Origin of the sequence: Microbacterium hanjuni (assembly GCF_043556395.1) — a bacterium.
Classification (GTDB): domain Bacteria; phylum Actinomycetota; class Actinomycetes; order Actinomycetales; family Microbacteriaceae; genus Microbacterium.
Genome location: NZ_JBIGIK010000003.1, coordinates 180,102 through 194,082, shown reverse-complemented (window position 1 = coordinate 194,082; position 13,981 = coordinate 180,102). Strand labels below are relative to the sequence as shown.

Genomic DNA, 13,981 nt, shown 5'->3' with positions numbered 1-13,981 from the left:
CTGAACCAACGCCTCGCGGAGTCCTCGAGCCCCTACCTCCGGGCCCACGCCGACAACCCCGTCGCGTGGTACCCGTGGGGGCCCGAGGCCTTCGCCGAGGCCGCGCGCCGGAACGTGCCGGTGATGGTGTCGATCGGCTATGCGACCTGCCACTGGTGCCACGTCATGGCGCGGGAATCGTTCTCGGATGCTGCGACCGCCGCGGTGATCAACGACGGCTATGTCGCGGTCAAGGTCGACCGGGAAGAACACCCCGACGTGGATGCCGCCTACCTCGAGGCGGCGTCCGCCTTCACCCCGCACCTGGGCTGGCCGTTGACGGTGTTCACGACGCCCGAGGGTCGGGTCTTCTACGCCGGCACCTATTGGCCGAACGAGCCCCGGCCGCCGCTCCCCGCGTTCCGCGAGGTGCTCGGCGCGGTGAGCGAAGCGTGGACCGACCGTCGCGACGAGGTCGAGCGCACCGGCGCGGCTTTGCGCGACGCGCTGGCCGCCGCGGGTGCGGCTTCCGCGGCAGCATCCGATCTTCCCGATCTCGACCGCATCGCCGAGGCCGCGCGGAGTCTGGTGGCGCGTGAGGACCGGGAGTTCGGCGGCTTCGCGGCCGGTGCTGCCCTCGCGACGCCGAAGTTCCCCAGCGTTCCGGCGCTGCGTTTCCTCCAGGCGCGGGCCGTACGTCCGATCGTTCCGGAGGCGGCGGCCGTCGCCCGGCGCGCGCTGTCGGCCATGGTGGGCTCCGACCTCCACGACCCCGTCGAGGGGGGCTTCTTCCGTTACGCGACGCGGCGGGATTGGAACGTGCCCCACTACGAGCGGATGCTGACCGACAACGCCGGTCTCATCGACGTCGCGCTCGCTGCCGGCGACGATCAGGCGGCGATGGATGCGGCGCGCTTCCTCGTCGATGTCCTGCAGCAGCCGTCGGGCGGCTTCGCTGCCGCGCAGGATTCGGAATCGGTGATCGACGGCGAGCGCAGCGAAGGCGGTTACTACGACCGCGACGCCGAGGGTCGGGCGACCCTGCAGCCCCCGGCTCTCGACGGGAAGGTCGTCACCGGCTGGAACGGCTACGCGATCGGGGCGCTCGCGTGGGCCGGAACCGCCCTCGGCGAACCGCGCTTCATCGAGGCCGCGCGATGGGCGGCCGACGCCGTGCTCGAGACGAACCTGACCGAGGATGCGACGCTCCGGCGGGCATCGCTCGATGAGGTGGTGTCGCGGGCTCCGGCCACCCTCGAGGATTACGGCGGGCTCGCGCAGGGTCTCGCGCGGCTCGCCGCCGCCACCGGTGAGCCGGCGTACGCGCGCACCGCACGCGGCCTCGTCGACGCCTGCCTGCGCCCCGAGGGAATCGGGGTCCCCGGGGGCGGTGACCCCGTGCTCACCGCGCAGGGCATGGCGGTGCAGGGCGCGCAGTCCGACGGCGCGTCACCGTCGCCCACCGCCGCCTTCGCCGGGGCGTGCGTCGCATTGTGGCAGCTGGGTGCGGGAGAGCGGTACCGGGATGCTGCGGCAGCCGTCGTGCGCTCGGGCGCCGAAGCTGCCCTCGAGCAGCCGATCGCGCACGGGGCCCTCCTCGACGTCGCCGCCCAGCTCGCCGAGCCGCCGCGGCAGGTGGTGGTCGTCGGAGATCGCGAGGGCGCCCTCGCCGCGGCAGCCCTGCGCCTCCCCGCCGACGTCGCCGTGGTCGTCAGCGCCGGTCAGGCCGCCGCTTTCGCCGACGCCGGGTTCACGCTGTTCGAAGGCAAGACCGCGCCCGGCGGGGTCGACACGGCCTACGACTGCGAGGCCTTCGTCTGCCGGCTGCCCGTGACCGACCCCGCCGCGCTCCACGCCTGACCCGCGCTTCCGCCCGGGCGCCGGCATCCACCCCACCGAACCCGGAGAATCGGCCGAACTCGGTGCGAAACAGGGTCGAACCGCACCGAGTTGTCCCGATTCTCCGAACTCGCGCGAGGAGAATCCGTCGGCGCGAGGACTTTCGCGGCCCGAATCTCCTCCACTCGCCCGATCCTCCTCTCCCACGCCGAGACCCGGAGCCCGAGACCCGGAGCCCGAGACCCGGAGCCCGAGACCCGGAGCCCGAGACCCGGAGCCCGAGCCCGAGACCCGGAGCCCGGCGGGTGGTCAGTGCGGGCCGGTCAGTCGAGCAGGTGGCGCAGGAACCGCCCGGGTGCCTCGAGGAAGCCGCGGTGCAGTCGCACCAGGTCGAGGTCCTCCCACGCGGAAGGGCGGATGCCCCACTCGCCGAGTTCGAGGATCGTCGCGCCCGGCAGTGCCGCCAGTACGGGGGAGTGGGTCGCGCAGATCACCTGCGTTCCCCGGGACCGCATGCGCTCGAGGGACGCGAGCCACCGCAAGGTCGAGGAGAACGAGAGGGCCGCTTCGGGCTCGTCGAGGCACGCGAGTCCGGTGACGGAGCGGGGGTGGTCGAGTTTGTCGTCGAGCAGCGCGTTGAACGACTCGCCGTGGCTCATCGTGTGCAGACCGCCACCGCCGCCCAGGTCGTCGAGGTACGAGTAGTAGCCGTGCATCGTCTCGGCGCGGAGGAAGAACCCCCAACGCGGCGCGCGGGGACTTCGATCGATCCGCAGCCACTGACCGAGCGGCGACTCGGTCGCCCGCGTCGAGGGGCCTCCGTTGTTCGTTCCCCCTTCGGCGGGCAGCCCAGCGGCCTCGGCGATGCCTTCCAGCAGGGTGGACTTGCCCGAGCCGTTCTCGCCGACGAGGAACGTGACGCCGGGCCCGAATTCCCACCCGTCCGCCCCGGCGACCGACAGGAACTGCGCGATGGCGGGGATGCTGGCGGGCCAGGCGCTGTCATCGATCGCCGCGTCCTGGTACACCCTGACGCGTTGGATCGGACGGGTGTCGTCGAGCCAGGCCTCGGTGTCGGCAGCCACGCTTCACACCCAGGTGGTGAGCCAGTTGTGCAGCCGCCAGAACTCGTAGGGCACGGTGATCCCGGTCCACACCGGGTACCAGAACGCCGAGATCGCGACGACGACCACGAGGAAGACGATCACCACGTTCTGCCCCGTCGCGCGACGGTGGGCGCCGGCATCCGCTCCTCCGACGATCTCCCGCAGCGCGAACGTGAGAGCCAGCACGAGGAAGGGCAGCATCGCGACCGTGTAGAACTGGAAGATCGTGCGCTCGGGGTAGAGCAGCCACGGTACGTAGGTCGCGACCAGACCGGTGAGCACCGCGGCGTACTGCCACCGGGTCGTGAGGGCGAAGCGCACGATCAGGAAGAGGGCCGCTGCCACGCCCGCCCACCAGATGAGCGGGTTGGGGATGCTGGAGACGGCCTCGACACCCGCGTCGGTCTGGTTCCAGTACATCGAGGTGGGGCGGATCAGGAGCGGCCACTGCCACGCTGGGCTCTGGTAACCGTGCGGAGTGGTGAGTCCGACGTGGAAGCCGTAGATGTCCTGGTGGTAGCGCCAGAGGTTCTGCAGCGGCAGCGGCACCCAGCTCCAGAAGCCCTGCGCGGGCGATGCGTCGACGGAGTGGCGGTCCCACCCGTCGTCGGTGACGAGCCAGCCGATCCACGACGCCAGATACACCAGGAGCGCGGCCGGGACGAGGAGCAGGAACGAGGCGATCCCCTGCCGGAACGCGGCAGCGGCCGGCCACAGGCGCACCCCGGCGCGCCGGCGCGCGAGGGCATCCGTGACCACCACCCAGATGCCGAAGGCGGCCAGGGCGTACAGCCCCGACCATTTGACGGCCGAGGCTGCGCCGAACGCCGCGCCCGCCGCCACCAGCCAGGGTCGGTTCCACAGCACCGGACCCCACGCCGGCGGCTCGCCGTCCGGCCGCTCCAGGGCTGCTGTCAGCCGCTCGAGGTGGCGACGGCGGTCGAGGAGCAGAAACCAGAACGCCAGCAGGAGGAAGAAGGTGAGGATGCCGTCGAGCAGCGCGATGCGGCTCATCACGATCGCAAGGCCGTCGATCGCGAGCAGTCCGGAGGCCACCGTCGCGAACACGACCGAGCCGGTGAGGGTGCGCGCGACGAGGTACAGCAGCAGCACGGTGGCGGTGCCGAAGGCGGCGACGGCGAAACGCCACCCGGCCGAGGAATCCGCCCCGAACAACGCCATGCCCGCGCCGATGAAGAAGCGGCCGAGCGGGGGATGCACGACGAAGCTGCCCTGGTCGAGGAAAGCGTCGGTGCCGCCGTTGAGGAAGAGGGCGTCGGCGTCGTCGGGCCACTTGGCGGGGAAGCCGAGTGCCCACTGGCTCCAGGAGTCCTTGACGTAGTAGGTCTCGTCGAACACGATCGCGCGCGGGTGACCGAGGTTCCAGAACCGCAGTACCGCGGCCAGCAGGGTCACGAGGGTGGGTGCGAGCCAGGCGTAGAGGCGCGCGCGCCGGGGATCCGAGGCGATGCGCTGTCGCCGGCGATCGAAGGGCGCGAGGCGCGACGCGGGGAGCAGCGGCTCGACGGTCGTCACGGGCACCAGCCTACTTTCCCGCCGCCCGGGGGTGAGAGCGTCCCACCGACCGCGCCCCGGGCGAAGCCTAAGGTGGGACGGTGATCATCCTCGCGGCGACGCCGATCGGCAATCTGGGCGACGCCTCCCGCCGGCTCGTCGAAGCGCTGGAGGCAGCGACGGTCATCGCCGCGGAAGACACCCGCACCACGGTGCGCCTGCTCAGTGCGCTGGGGATCGTGAACCGTCCGAAACTGATCGCGCTGCACGACCACAACGAGAAGGAGCGCGCCGGCGAGATCGTCGAACGCGCGCGCACCGAAGACGTGCTCGTGCTGAGCGACGCCGGCATGCCCACGGTGAGCGATCCGGGGTACGGCCTGGTCTCGACCGCCGCCGCGGCGGGTGTCGCCGTTACCGTGCTGCCCGGACCGAGCGCCGTCCTCACCGCGCTCGCCGTGTCGGGGCTCCCCACCGACCGGTTCGCGTTCGAGGGCTTCCCGCCTCGCAAGCCCGGCGAGCGTCGCGCGGCGTTCACCGCGCTCGCCGCGGAGCCCCGCACGCTGGTGTTCTTCGAGGGTCCGTCGCGCCTGGCCGCTACCCTCCGCGACATGGCTGCGGCCTTCGGGCCGGAGCGTCGCGCAGCGGTCTGCCGCGAGCTGACGAAGCTGCACGAAGAGGTGATCCGCGGCCCCCTCCCCGAGCTCGCCGAATGGGCCGAGACCGGCGCCCGCGGTGAGATCGTCGTCGTGGTCGAAGGCGCCCCGCGGCGCGAGGTCGCCTTCCCCGACGCGGTCGCGCAGGTGCTCGCACTGGTCGGCGACGGCGTGAGGCTGAAGGATGCGTCCACCGAGGTCGCCGCGCACACCGGCCACCCTTCGCGCGAGCTCTACCGCGAGGCGCTCGCGGCCAAGCGCTGACGCCGCCGACGTCGGCGCCGCGCGCCTGACCAACGTCGGAGATTCGCACCGACGTCGGAGGATTCCGGCCGGATGCTCCGACATTCGCGCGATTCTCCGACTTCCGTGCGGGCGGGGCGCAACATCCGTTCTCCGCGCGACGTGCGGGCGGGGCGCAACATCCGTCCTCCGCGCGCCTCACCAGCGTCGGAGATTCGCGCCACCGTCGAGCCGCGCGCCTCACCAACGTCGGAGATTCGCACCGACGTCGGAGGATTCCGGCCGAATGCTCCGACATTCGCGCGATTCCCCGACTTTCGTGCGGGCGGGGCGCCAGCGCGGAGCCGCGCGCGGGCACCGGGGGCGGACGCTGAATCCGGCAGCATCCCACCCCCGTAGAATCTCGGGGTGAGCAACGGCCGTTCCTTCTACGTCACGACGCCGATCTACTACCCCAGCGATGTTCCCCACATCGGCCACGGGTACACGACGGTCGCCGTCGACACGCTCGCGCGTTGGCACCGGCAGGCCGGGGACGACACGTGGATGCTGACGGGCACCGACGAGCACGGACAGAAGATGCTGCGTGCCGCCGCGGCGAACAACGCCACCCCGCAGGAGTGGGTCGACAAGCTCGTGAGCGAGTCGTGGTACCCGCTGCTCGAGACCCTCGACGTCGCGAACGACGACTTCATCCGCACGACGCAGCCCCGCCACGAAGACCGCGTGCGCCAGTTCGTGCAGGCCATCTACGACCGCGGGTACATCTATGCCGGCGAGTTCGAGGCGCTGTACTGCGTGGGCTGCGAGGAGTTCAAGACCGAAGCCGAGATCGTCGACGGCACCGGCGCCTTCGAGGGGCTGAAGGTCTGCGCGATCCATTCCAAGCCGCTCGAGTTGTTGCAGGAGAAGAACTACTTCTTCAAGCTCAGCGAGTTCCAGGACCGCCTGCTCGAGCTGTACCGCGACGTTCCCGACTTCGTGCGTCCCGAGTCTGCGCGCAACGAGGTCGTCTCGTTCGTGAAGAACGGGCTCAAGGACCTCTCGATCTCCCGCTCGACCTTCGACTGGGGAATCGGCGTGCCGTGGGACCCCTCCCACGTCATCTACGTCTGGGTGGACGCGCTGCTGAACTACGCCACGGCCGTCGGCTACGGCAGTGACCCCGAGCAGTTCGAGCGCCGCTGGCCGGCGTACCACGTGGTGGGCAAGGACATCCTGCGCTTCCACGCCGTGATCTGGCCGGCCATGCTGATGGCCGCGGGCGTCGAGGTGCCCCGCGGCGTCTTCGCGCACGGCTGGCTGCTCGTCGGCGGCGAGAAGATGTCCAAGTCGAAGCTCACCGGCATCGCGCCGACCGAGATCACCGACGTCTTCGGCTCCGACGCGTACCGCTACTACTTCCTCTCCGCGATCGCGTTCGGTCAGGACGGGTCGTTCTCATGGGAAGACCTCTCGGCGCGATACCAGGCCGAGCTCGCCAACGGCTTCGGAAACCTCGCCTCGCGCACGATCGCGATGATCGAGCGGTATTACGAAGGCATCGTGCCGGTCGCCGGCGCGTACACCGACGCCGATCGTGCGATCCAGCAGACGGTAGCGGATGCTGCGAACGCGGCCGACGCTGCGATGGAACGCTTCCGTATCGACGAGGCCATCCACGCCATCTGGACGATCGTGGACGAGCTGAACGGCTACATCACGGCGAACGAGCCGTGGGCCCTCGCCAAGGACGACGCCCAGCGGGAGCGCTTGGGCACCGTGCTGTACACCGCGGCGGAGGGGCTCCGCGCCCTCGCGGTGCTGCTGTCGCCCGTCATGCCGCTCGCGACGGAGAAGCTCTGGGTGGCACTCGGCGCGGCCGAGACGATCGGCCGCCTGCAGGAGCAGCCGCTGCGCGAAGCCGGCGGCTGGGGGGTCCTGCGTCCCGGATCGTCGGTCAACGGCCTCGCTCCGCTGTTCCCCCGGGTCGAGAAGTGATCCGCGCGTCCCAGGCGCCGGCATGAGCGACCCGAGCGCCTACGTGCGCGAGCGCTCGGTCGACGGCCGGCGTGACGTCAGCTACCCCCCGGCGCCCGAGCCGCTCCCCGTCGGCGTGTACGACAACCACACGCACCTCGAGATCGCGGACGGCGACGTCGGCCTCTCGCTGACCGAGCAGCTGCAGCGCGCGCTCGAGGTCGGCGTGCTGGGCGTCGTGCAGGCCGGGGGAGACGTGGATTCCTCTCGCTGGTCGGCCTGGGCGGCAGCATCCCACCCCCGCGTCCTGGCAGCCGTCGCCATCCATCCGAACGAGGCCCCCGCCTACGAGGCGTCGGGAGAGTTGGATGCTGCGATCGCCGTCATCGATGAACTGGCCGCGCAACCGCGCGTGCGGGCCATCGGGGAGACGGGGCTGGACTTCTTCCGCACCGAGGAAGACGGATTCGCCGCGCAGTTCCGCTCTTTCGAGGCGCACATCGCGGTGGCGAAGAAGCACGACCTGGCGATGCAGATCCACGACCGCGACGCGCACGACGCGGTGCTGGAGACGCTGCTGCGGGTCGGTGCGCCCGAGCGGACGGTGTTCCACTGCTTCTCGGGCGACGCCGAGATGGCGCGGATCGCGGCCGACCGTGGCTACTACCTCTCCTTCGCGGGGAACGTGACCTTCAAGAACGCGCAGAACCTGCGCGATGCGCTCGCGGTGACGCCGCGTGAGCGCATCCTCGTCGAGACCGACGCCCCGTTCCTCACCCCGGTGCCGTACCGTGGCCGCCCCAACGCGCCCTACCTCGTGCCCACCACGATGCGCTTCCTGGCGGACGAGCTCGGAGCCGAACTCGACGAACTCTGCGCCCAGGTGGCGGCGAACACCCTCGAGGTCTACGGCTCGTTCGACTGACGGGTACGACATGACGGAGGGGGCGCCGCCGAAGCGACGCCCCCTCTCTCGTGCGAGGTCAGACCGCGTCGGGGCTCGGCGCGTCGAGCGCCGCGCGCTGCGGGCCCCCCGACTTGAGCATCGCGAGGCGTGCTTCGACCTCGGTGAGCTCGCCGACGTCCTCGAGCTGGTTGAACTGGGCGTCGATGCTCGACGCCGCCAGCTCCTGCTTGCCCGCGGCGAGGGCTTCCTCGCGGCGGATCTTGTCTTCGAACCGGCCCAGCTCGCTGGTGGGGTCGAGGATGTCGACCGACTTCACGGCGTCGTGCACGCGGTTCTGCGCCTCGGCGACCTTCGAGCGGGCGACCAGCTCGCTGCGCTTGGAGCGCAGCTGCTCGAGCTTGCCCTTCATGCCGTTGAGGCCGTCCTTGAGCTTGTCGACGACCTCGGTCTGCGAGGCGATCGTCGGCGCGGCCGACTTGGCTTCGTTCTCGGCCGAGATCTGACGCTGCAGGGCGATCTTGGCCAGGTTGTCGAACTTGTCGGCCTCGACGGCGTTCGTGGCGCGGATCGAGTCGGCGCGCTTGCTCGCGGCGAGGGCCTTGTTGCCCCACTCCGCTGCGGCCTGCACGTCCTCCTGGTGGTCGCGCTCGAGGAGGCGCAGGTTGCCGATGGTCTCGGCGATCGCCGACTCCGCGTCGTGGATGGAGTTCGTGTAGTCGCGAACGAGCTGGTCGAGCATCTTCTGCGGGTCTTCCGCCTGATCGATCAGCGAGTTGACGTTCGCTCGGATGAGAGTGGAGATGCGACCGAAGATGGACTGCTTGGCCATCGGGGTTCCTTCCTGTTGAAAGTCTGTGTCGAGTCTGTAGATGGATGCTACGAGTTGTCTGTGATCGGTGGGCAGCCGTTCAGAAGCGTCCTCCGCCGCTGCGTCCGCGGGAACCGCCGCCGAAGCTTCCGCCGCCACTGCGTCCACGCGAGCCGCCACCGCCGAAGCCACCGCTGCGTCCGCGCGAGCCTCCGCCGAATCCTCCGCCGAATCCGCCGCCGCCGAACCCGCCGCCGAACCCGCCACCGCGGCTCCGTGATGAACCGCCGGTCATGGCGCTTCCTACGATGCCACCCAGCAGCGCACCGAGGAAGCCGTCTCCTCCTCCGCCACCGCCCGACATCATGCCGCCCGATCCGTAGCCGGAGCCGAACCCCTCGACGTCCGAGCGAGCCGCGGAGGTTGCCCGTCCGGCGAGATCCGAGGCGCGCTGGGCCTCGGTGAGTGCCTCCTCGGGGGCGGCCGTCTGCAGCTGCTGCGCACGCGTGAGGGCGGCGCCGGCCTCGGCGAGGCGCGTGCGCGCCTCGGCCCCGACCGCGCCGCGGCGCGAGACGACGTAGCTCTCCGCGGCCGACACCTGGGCGCCCGCCTGGGAGATCGCGGACTGCAACTGCTGGGTGAGGCGCACCGAGCGATCCTGTTCGTCCCTCACCGACTGCACGACCTCGTCGATGCGCTGGTCGGTCGCCTGCAGGGACTGCAGGGAGTGCAGAGGCCGACGCGCGGCGCTCGCGAGGTCGGCGCGCGCAGCGTCGAGATCGCCGCGTGTCACCTCGATCGCCGCGGCCACGCGGCCGTCGGGGTCGGGGAGGGTCATCGCGGTGCGGACGTCGCGCTCGACGCCCTCCAGCACGGCGGCGGCGTTGCGTTCGGCATCGGCCAGATCGCGAGCCAGGGTGTCGATCGCGTCCTCGAGCAGCACGGCTTGACCGACGGCCTCCTCCGCGCCGCGGATGTGCACCGCGGCGGCCCCCGTGTCGCCGCCGGCAAGGGCGGTCTGCGCTGCGGTCAGCTGCTCATCGGCGAACGCGATGCGCGCCCGCGCCTGATCGATGTTGTCGTCGACGGTCTCGAGCGCCTCCGGGGCGTACGAGAGGCGCAGGGCGGCGAGCTTCTCGCCGGAGGCGTCGATCGCGGATGCTGCAGCCACCCGGCTCTCGCGCACTCGGGCGAGGGCGGCCGGTGCGTCCTGCTCGAGCTTGCGCAGTTCGTCGAAGTCGGCGATCTTGTCGTCGAGTCCCGCGTCGGCCTCGTCGCAGAGGCGGATGATCTGCTCGTTCCACGCGCGCACCTGTTCTTCGGTGTCGGCCACGTCGTCATCGAGCTGCTGCTGCAGAGAGAAGGCCTGCGCGAGCTTCTCGCGTGCACTCTGCAGCGCCGCCGCGAATTCGACGGTTGCCGCTTCGCCGAACTGCGCGGTCGCGAAGCCCAGTTCCTGCTCGCTGCTGCGCACGGCGTCGTCGGTGGCGATGAGAGCGGATGCCGCCTGCTGCTGCAGGTCTGCGGTGGACACCTGTGGCGCCTCGGGTGCGCCGGCCGCGGACGGCCTTTTCCGGCGACGCACCACGACCACCACGATGACGGCGATCACGGCGAGCGCGGCCAGCACGGCGAGGAACAGGGTCAAGCCGCTGCCGGAGGTTTGGCCCCCGGTGTTCGGATCGTCAGCGGCCCCTGCGCCGTCCGCCTCCTCGAGGCCCTCGGCGGCAGCATCCACCGCCCCCGCCCAGTCGCTGTCGGAAAGCGCGGGGATGAGGCGATCCTGTTCGATCGCGCTCACCTCGGATGTGGTGAGGGGGCCGTCGGAATCGGCCGAGAGATAGAACTGGCGGGAGGTCACGGCGACGGCCAGCAGGTACTGGGTCGGACCGAGCCCGTTCTGCTCCGCCGTCTGGTTGGCCCACTCCTCCGCGTCGGAGGGATCGGTGAAGGTATCGACGAAGACGACCCAGAGATCGAGCCCGGTCGCGGTGCGCAGCTGCTCGATGCGCGATGCGGCGGCGTTCTCCTCCGTCGGCGAGAGCGCGTCGATCTCGTCGAGGATCCGGCCCGTTCCGAGATCGACGGGTTCGGTCGCCGTCGCGCTCAGCGCGGGGCCGGCGAAGACGAGGGCGAGGGCGGCAGTCAGGGCGACGGCCGTGCGCGCGCGCAGCCGACCCCCTCTGCGTAGAGCGCGGACAGCCACGCCTCGAGTCTATGCACCGCGGCGCATGCGAGATAGGCGGGATACCCCCCGGCGTGGGGGAGGAGGCCCGCGCGGTGGGCGGTCTATGCTCGGCCGGTCGAGGGGAGATCGATGGACGATCGGTACGGCGCGGATGTGCTCGCGCCCGGGTGGCGCGATGCCGCAGCGAAGAAGGTCGCGCGGGTCCCAGCATCCCGCGACCTCGTCGTCGAGGTCGCCGCCGACGGCTACGTCGGTGCGGTGGTCGGTCTCTCGTCCGGCGCGGTCGAGCTGGAGGACCGTCGGGGCAAGCGGCGCCTGTTCCCCCTCGGCCCCGGGTTCCTCGTCGACGGCCAGCCGGTGGTGCTGGTCGTACCCGAGGCCCAGCCGAGCGGAAAGCGCCGCACGGCCTCGGGGTCGTTCGCCGCTGAGTCGTCGCGGGCGCGGGTCGCTCGCGCGAGCCGCATCCTCGTCGAAGGACGCCACGATGCCGAGCTCGTCGAGAAGGTGTGGGGCGCAGATCTCCGCGCGGAGGGCGTCGTCGTGGAGTACCTCCAGGGCGTGGACCTGCTCGCGGACCTCCTCGATGCCGAGCCGCCGACCAGCGAACGCCGCTACGGCGTGCTCGTGGATCACCTCGTGCCGGGCTCGAAGGAATCCCGGATCGCCGAGGCGGTCGCCCGCGGTCGACACGGCGCTCACGTGCGCATCGTGGGTCACCCCTTCGTGGACGTGTGGCAGTGCGTGACCCCCGAGACGATGGGCATCGCCCGCTGGCCGGAGGTGCCGCGCAGCATCGAATGGAAGGTCGGCATCTGCCGCGCGTTCGGCTGGCCGGCCGAAGACCAGGCCGACATCGCCCGGGCCTGGCAGCGCATCCTCGGACGCGTGACGACGTTCCGCAACCTCGAGCCCGCGCTCCTCGGCCGTGTGGAAGAGCTCATCGACTTCGTCACCGTCGGCCCGTAGCGCGCCGCCGACCGGGCGGCGGGGCGGGCCTCGCGTAGCCTGGGACGATGCCCGATCCCACCGACGCGCCGCGCGCGTTCCGCGACCGGCCGGTGTCGTTCGTCCGGCGCGGCGGACGGATGACCGACGGGCAGGAGCGGGCCTGGGCCGCGCACGCCGACTTCTACGTGATCGACGTGCCGCGCGGTGAGGCCGAGACCAGCGTGCGGGCCGGCGCTGCGATCGACCCGTCCGCCGTGTGGGGACGCTCGGCGCCCCTGATCGTGGAGATCGGTTCGGGCCAGGGTCACGCGATCGTGTCGGCCGCCACCGCGCGCCCCGACGCCGACTTCCTCGCGGTCGAGGTCTTCACGGCCGGCCTTGCCCGCACCATGCTGAACGCCGACCGCGCGGGCGTGCGCAACCTCCGCCTGGTCGAGGCGAACGCGCCCGAGGTGTTGCGGCACCTGTTGCCGCCGGCATCCGTCGACGAGGTCTGGGTCTTCTTCCCCGATCCCTGGCACAAGTCCAAACACAACAAGCGTCGCCTCATCGCACCGGAGTTCGCCGGGGTGGCGGCTCACGCGATCCGAGAAGGGGGGATGCTGCGCCTCGCCACCGATTGGGAGGCGTACGCGCGCCAGATGCGCACCGTCCTCGACGACGCCCCCGGTTTCGAGCGCGCCTTCGACGGGCAGTGGGCGCCGCGTTTCGAGGGGCGTGTGCTCACCGCGTTCGAGGAGAAGGGCGAGCGAGCGGGCCGCAGCATCCGCGACCTGGTCTACCGCCGCACCAGCGAAGCGCTCGATCTCGCGCCTGAAGCGGTCGATCTCGCGCCCGAGACGGAAGAGGGAGCGGACAGCGCATGAAGACCCACGCGGCCGTCAGAGCTCCCACCGCCACCTGGACCTGGTCGCTCGGACCGGCGCTGCTGGTCTGCCTCGCCGCTCCCGCCTTCTTCGTGCTGCGCGTGCCGTGGCTCGGGTGGATCCTGCTCGCGGCCGCGCTCGTCGGCGCGTGGCTCGTGGACCGCCACCACCACGTGTCGGTCATGCCGGGCGGGGAGGAGCCCAGCCTGCTGCGCGACCTCTCGCTCGTCGCCGTGGGGCAGTTGATCGTCAGTTCCATCCCGCTGCACGCCGAGTTGGACAACCTCGCGATGGTGCGATTCACCCTCGCCCTCGGCGGGGCCGTGGTGGTGCCCTACCTCATCTCGCGTTTCGTCTACCGCGACTATGCGATCCGCTTCCCCTGGCGCGGCGGCGGGAAATGGACGCGCCTGCAGTGGGGCTGGTTGGTGGGCGTGCTGGCGCTCGGCTGGTTGATCCTGCCGTTCTACTTCCTCACCTCGGGGGTGTACCAGAACTGGCCGGTGGTCAACACACCCGAACTCATCGCCCGTCTGTTCGTCGGGGTCGGGGCGGTCGGCATCTGGGACGAGCTGTTCTTCATCTGCACGGTGTTCGTCCTGCTGCGTCGCCACTTCGTCATCTGGCAGGCGAACGTGCTGCAGACCGTCGTGTTCGTCGCCTTCCTCTGGGAGCTCGGCTACCAGGCGTGGGGCCCCGTGCTCACCATCCCGTTCGCCCTGGTGCAGGCGGTGGTGTTCCTGCGCACGCGCTCGCTGGCCTACGTCGTGAGCGTGCACCTGCTTTTCGACGCCGTGGTCTTCCTCGTGCTCGTGCATGCCCATAATCCGGGCGCGATCTCGGTTTTCCTGGTCTGATCGCACCGGAATGCTGGAAGCTCACAGGGGCCGCGGGCTACAATTCGGTAGCCGTAACGTCGCGGGGCTGCCTCTTCGCGGTTGCCCTCGCGCTTCGGACCGCCGCAGTC

11 protein-coding genes are annotated in these 13,981 nt (G+C 71.0%); 7 read left to right on the top strand and 4 right to left on the bottom strand.

The genetic code is table 11. From position 1 onward, the window contains the following. Positions 1 to 1,839: a thioredoxin domain-containing protein gene (locus ACFXP5_RS13145; protein WP_394545419.1), complete on the top strand. Its 1,839-nt coding sequence runs from the start codon at positions 1 to 3 to the stop codon at positions 1,837 to 1,839. Between the two features lie 302 nt (positions 1,840 to 2,141). Here ACFXP5_RS13145 and ACFXP5_RS13140 read toward each other — a convergent pair whose 3' ends face one another. Both ACFXP5_RS13140 and ACFXP5_RS13135 read right to left on the bottom strand, forming a co-directional pair. Beyond that, on the bottom strand, positions 2,142 to 2,903 hold the full coding sequence (locus ACFXP5_RS13140) for an AAA family ATPase (RefSeq protein ID WP_394544943.1): 762 nt from the start codon (positions 2,901 to 2,903) through the stop codon (positions 2,142 to 2,144). Between the two features lie 3 nt (positions 2,904 to 2,906). Next, positions 2,907 to 4,460 (bottom strand): dolichyl-phosphate-mannose--protein mannosyltransferase, encoded by a 1,554-nt coding sequence (locus tag ACFXP5_RS13135; RefSeq protein ID WP_394544942.1) that lies wholly within the window; start codon positions 4,458 to 4,460, stop codon positions 2,907 to 2,909. An 80-nt stretch (positions 4,461 to 4,540) separates the two neighbouring features. Here ACFXP5_RS13135 and rsmI point away from each other — a divergent pair, with 80 nt between their 5' ends. The 3 genes from rsmI (at position 4,541) to ACFXP5_RS13120 (ending at position 8,222) form a co-directional block, all read left to right on the top strand. After that, entirely contained in the window at positions 4,541 to 5,359 is an 819-nt protein-coding gene (gene rsmI, locus ACFXP5_RS13130; RefSeq protein WP_394544941.1) for a 16S rRNA (cytidine(1402)-2'-O)-methyltransferase, read from the top strand. Positions 5,360 to 5,746: 387 nt separating this feature from the next. Then, positions 5,747 to 7,318, top strand: coding sequence for a methionine--tRNA ligase (metG, locus tag ACFXP5_RS13125; RefSeq protein WP_394544940.1), 1,572 nt, complete (start codon positions 5,747 to 5,749; stop codon positions 7,316 to 7,318). A gap of 22 nt (positions 7,319 to 7,340) precedes the next feature. Then, a complete protein-coding gene (locus tag ACFXP5_RS13120; protein WP_394544939.1) occupies positions 7,341 to 8,222 on the top strand; it encodes a TatD family hydrolase in 882 nt (293 codons plus the stop codon). A gap of 58 nt (positions 8,223 to 8,280) precedes the next feature. On the opposite strand, the gene ACFXP5_RS13115 is transcribed toward ACFXP5_RS13120, so the two are convergent. Together ACFXP5_RS13115 and ACFXP5_RS13110 are read right to left on the bottom strand one after the other, a co-directional pair. Continuing rightward, a complete protein-coding gene (locus ACFXP5_RS13115) occupies positions 8,281 to 9,033 on the bottom strand; it encodes a PspA/IM30 family protein (RefSeq protein ID WP_394528859.1) in 753 nt (250 codons plus the stop codon). 79 nt (positions 9,034 to 9,112) lie between these two features. Next, complete coding sequence (locus tag ACFXP5_RS13110) at positions 9,113 to 11,218, bottom strand: TPM domain-containing protein (RefSeq protein ID WP_394544938.1); 2,106 nt, start codon at positions 11,216 to 11,218, stop codon at positions 9,113 to 9,115. A 111-nt stretch (positions 11,219 to 11,329) separates the two neighbouring features. Here ACFXP5_RS13110 and ACFXP5_RS13105 point away from each other — a divergent pair, with 111 nt between their 5' ends. Genes ACFXP5_RS13105 through ACFXP5_RS13095 form a run of 3 tightly spaced genes read left to right on the top strand, consistent with a single transcriptional unit; the run spans position 11,330 to position 13,871 of the window. Then, a complete protein-coding gene (locus ACFXP5_RS13105; RefSeq protein ID WP_394544937.1) occupies positions 11,330 to 12,166 on the top strand; it encodes a DUF3097 domain-containing protein in 837 nt (278 codons plus the stop codon). Between the two features lie 47 nt (positions 12,167 to 12,213). After that, positions 12,214 to 13,014: a tRNA (guanosine(46)-N7)-methyltransferase TrmB gene (gene trmB, locus ACFXP5_RS13100; protein ID WP_394544936.1), complete on the top strand. Its 801-nt coding sequence runs from the start codon at positions 12,214 to 12,216 to the stop codon at positions 13,012 to 13,014. After that, positions 13,011 to 13,871: a CPBP family intramembrane glutamic endopeptidase gene (locus ACFXP5_RS13095; protein WP_394544935.1), complete on the top strand. Its 861-nt coding sequence runs from the start codon at positions 13,011 to 13,013 to the stop codon at positions 13,869 to 13,871. The genes trmB and ACFXP5_RS13095 overlap by 4 nt, the downstream gene beginning before the upstream one ends. Positions 13,872 to 13,981 lie beyond the last annotated feature (110 nt).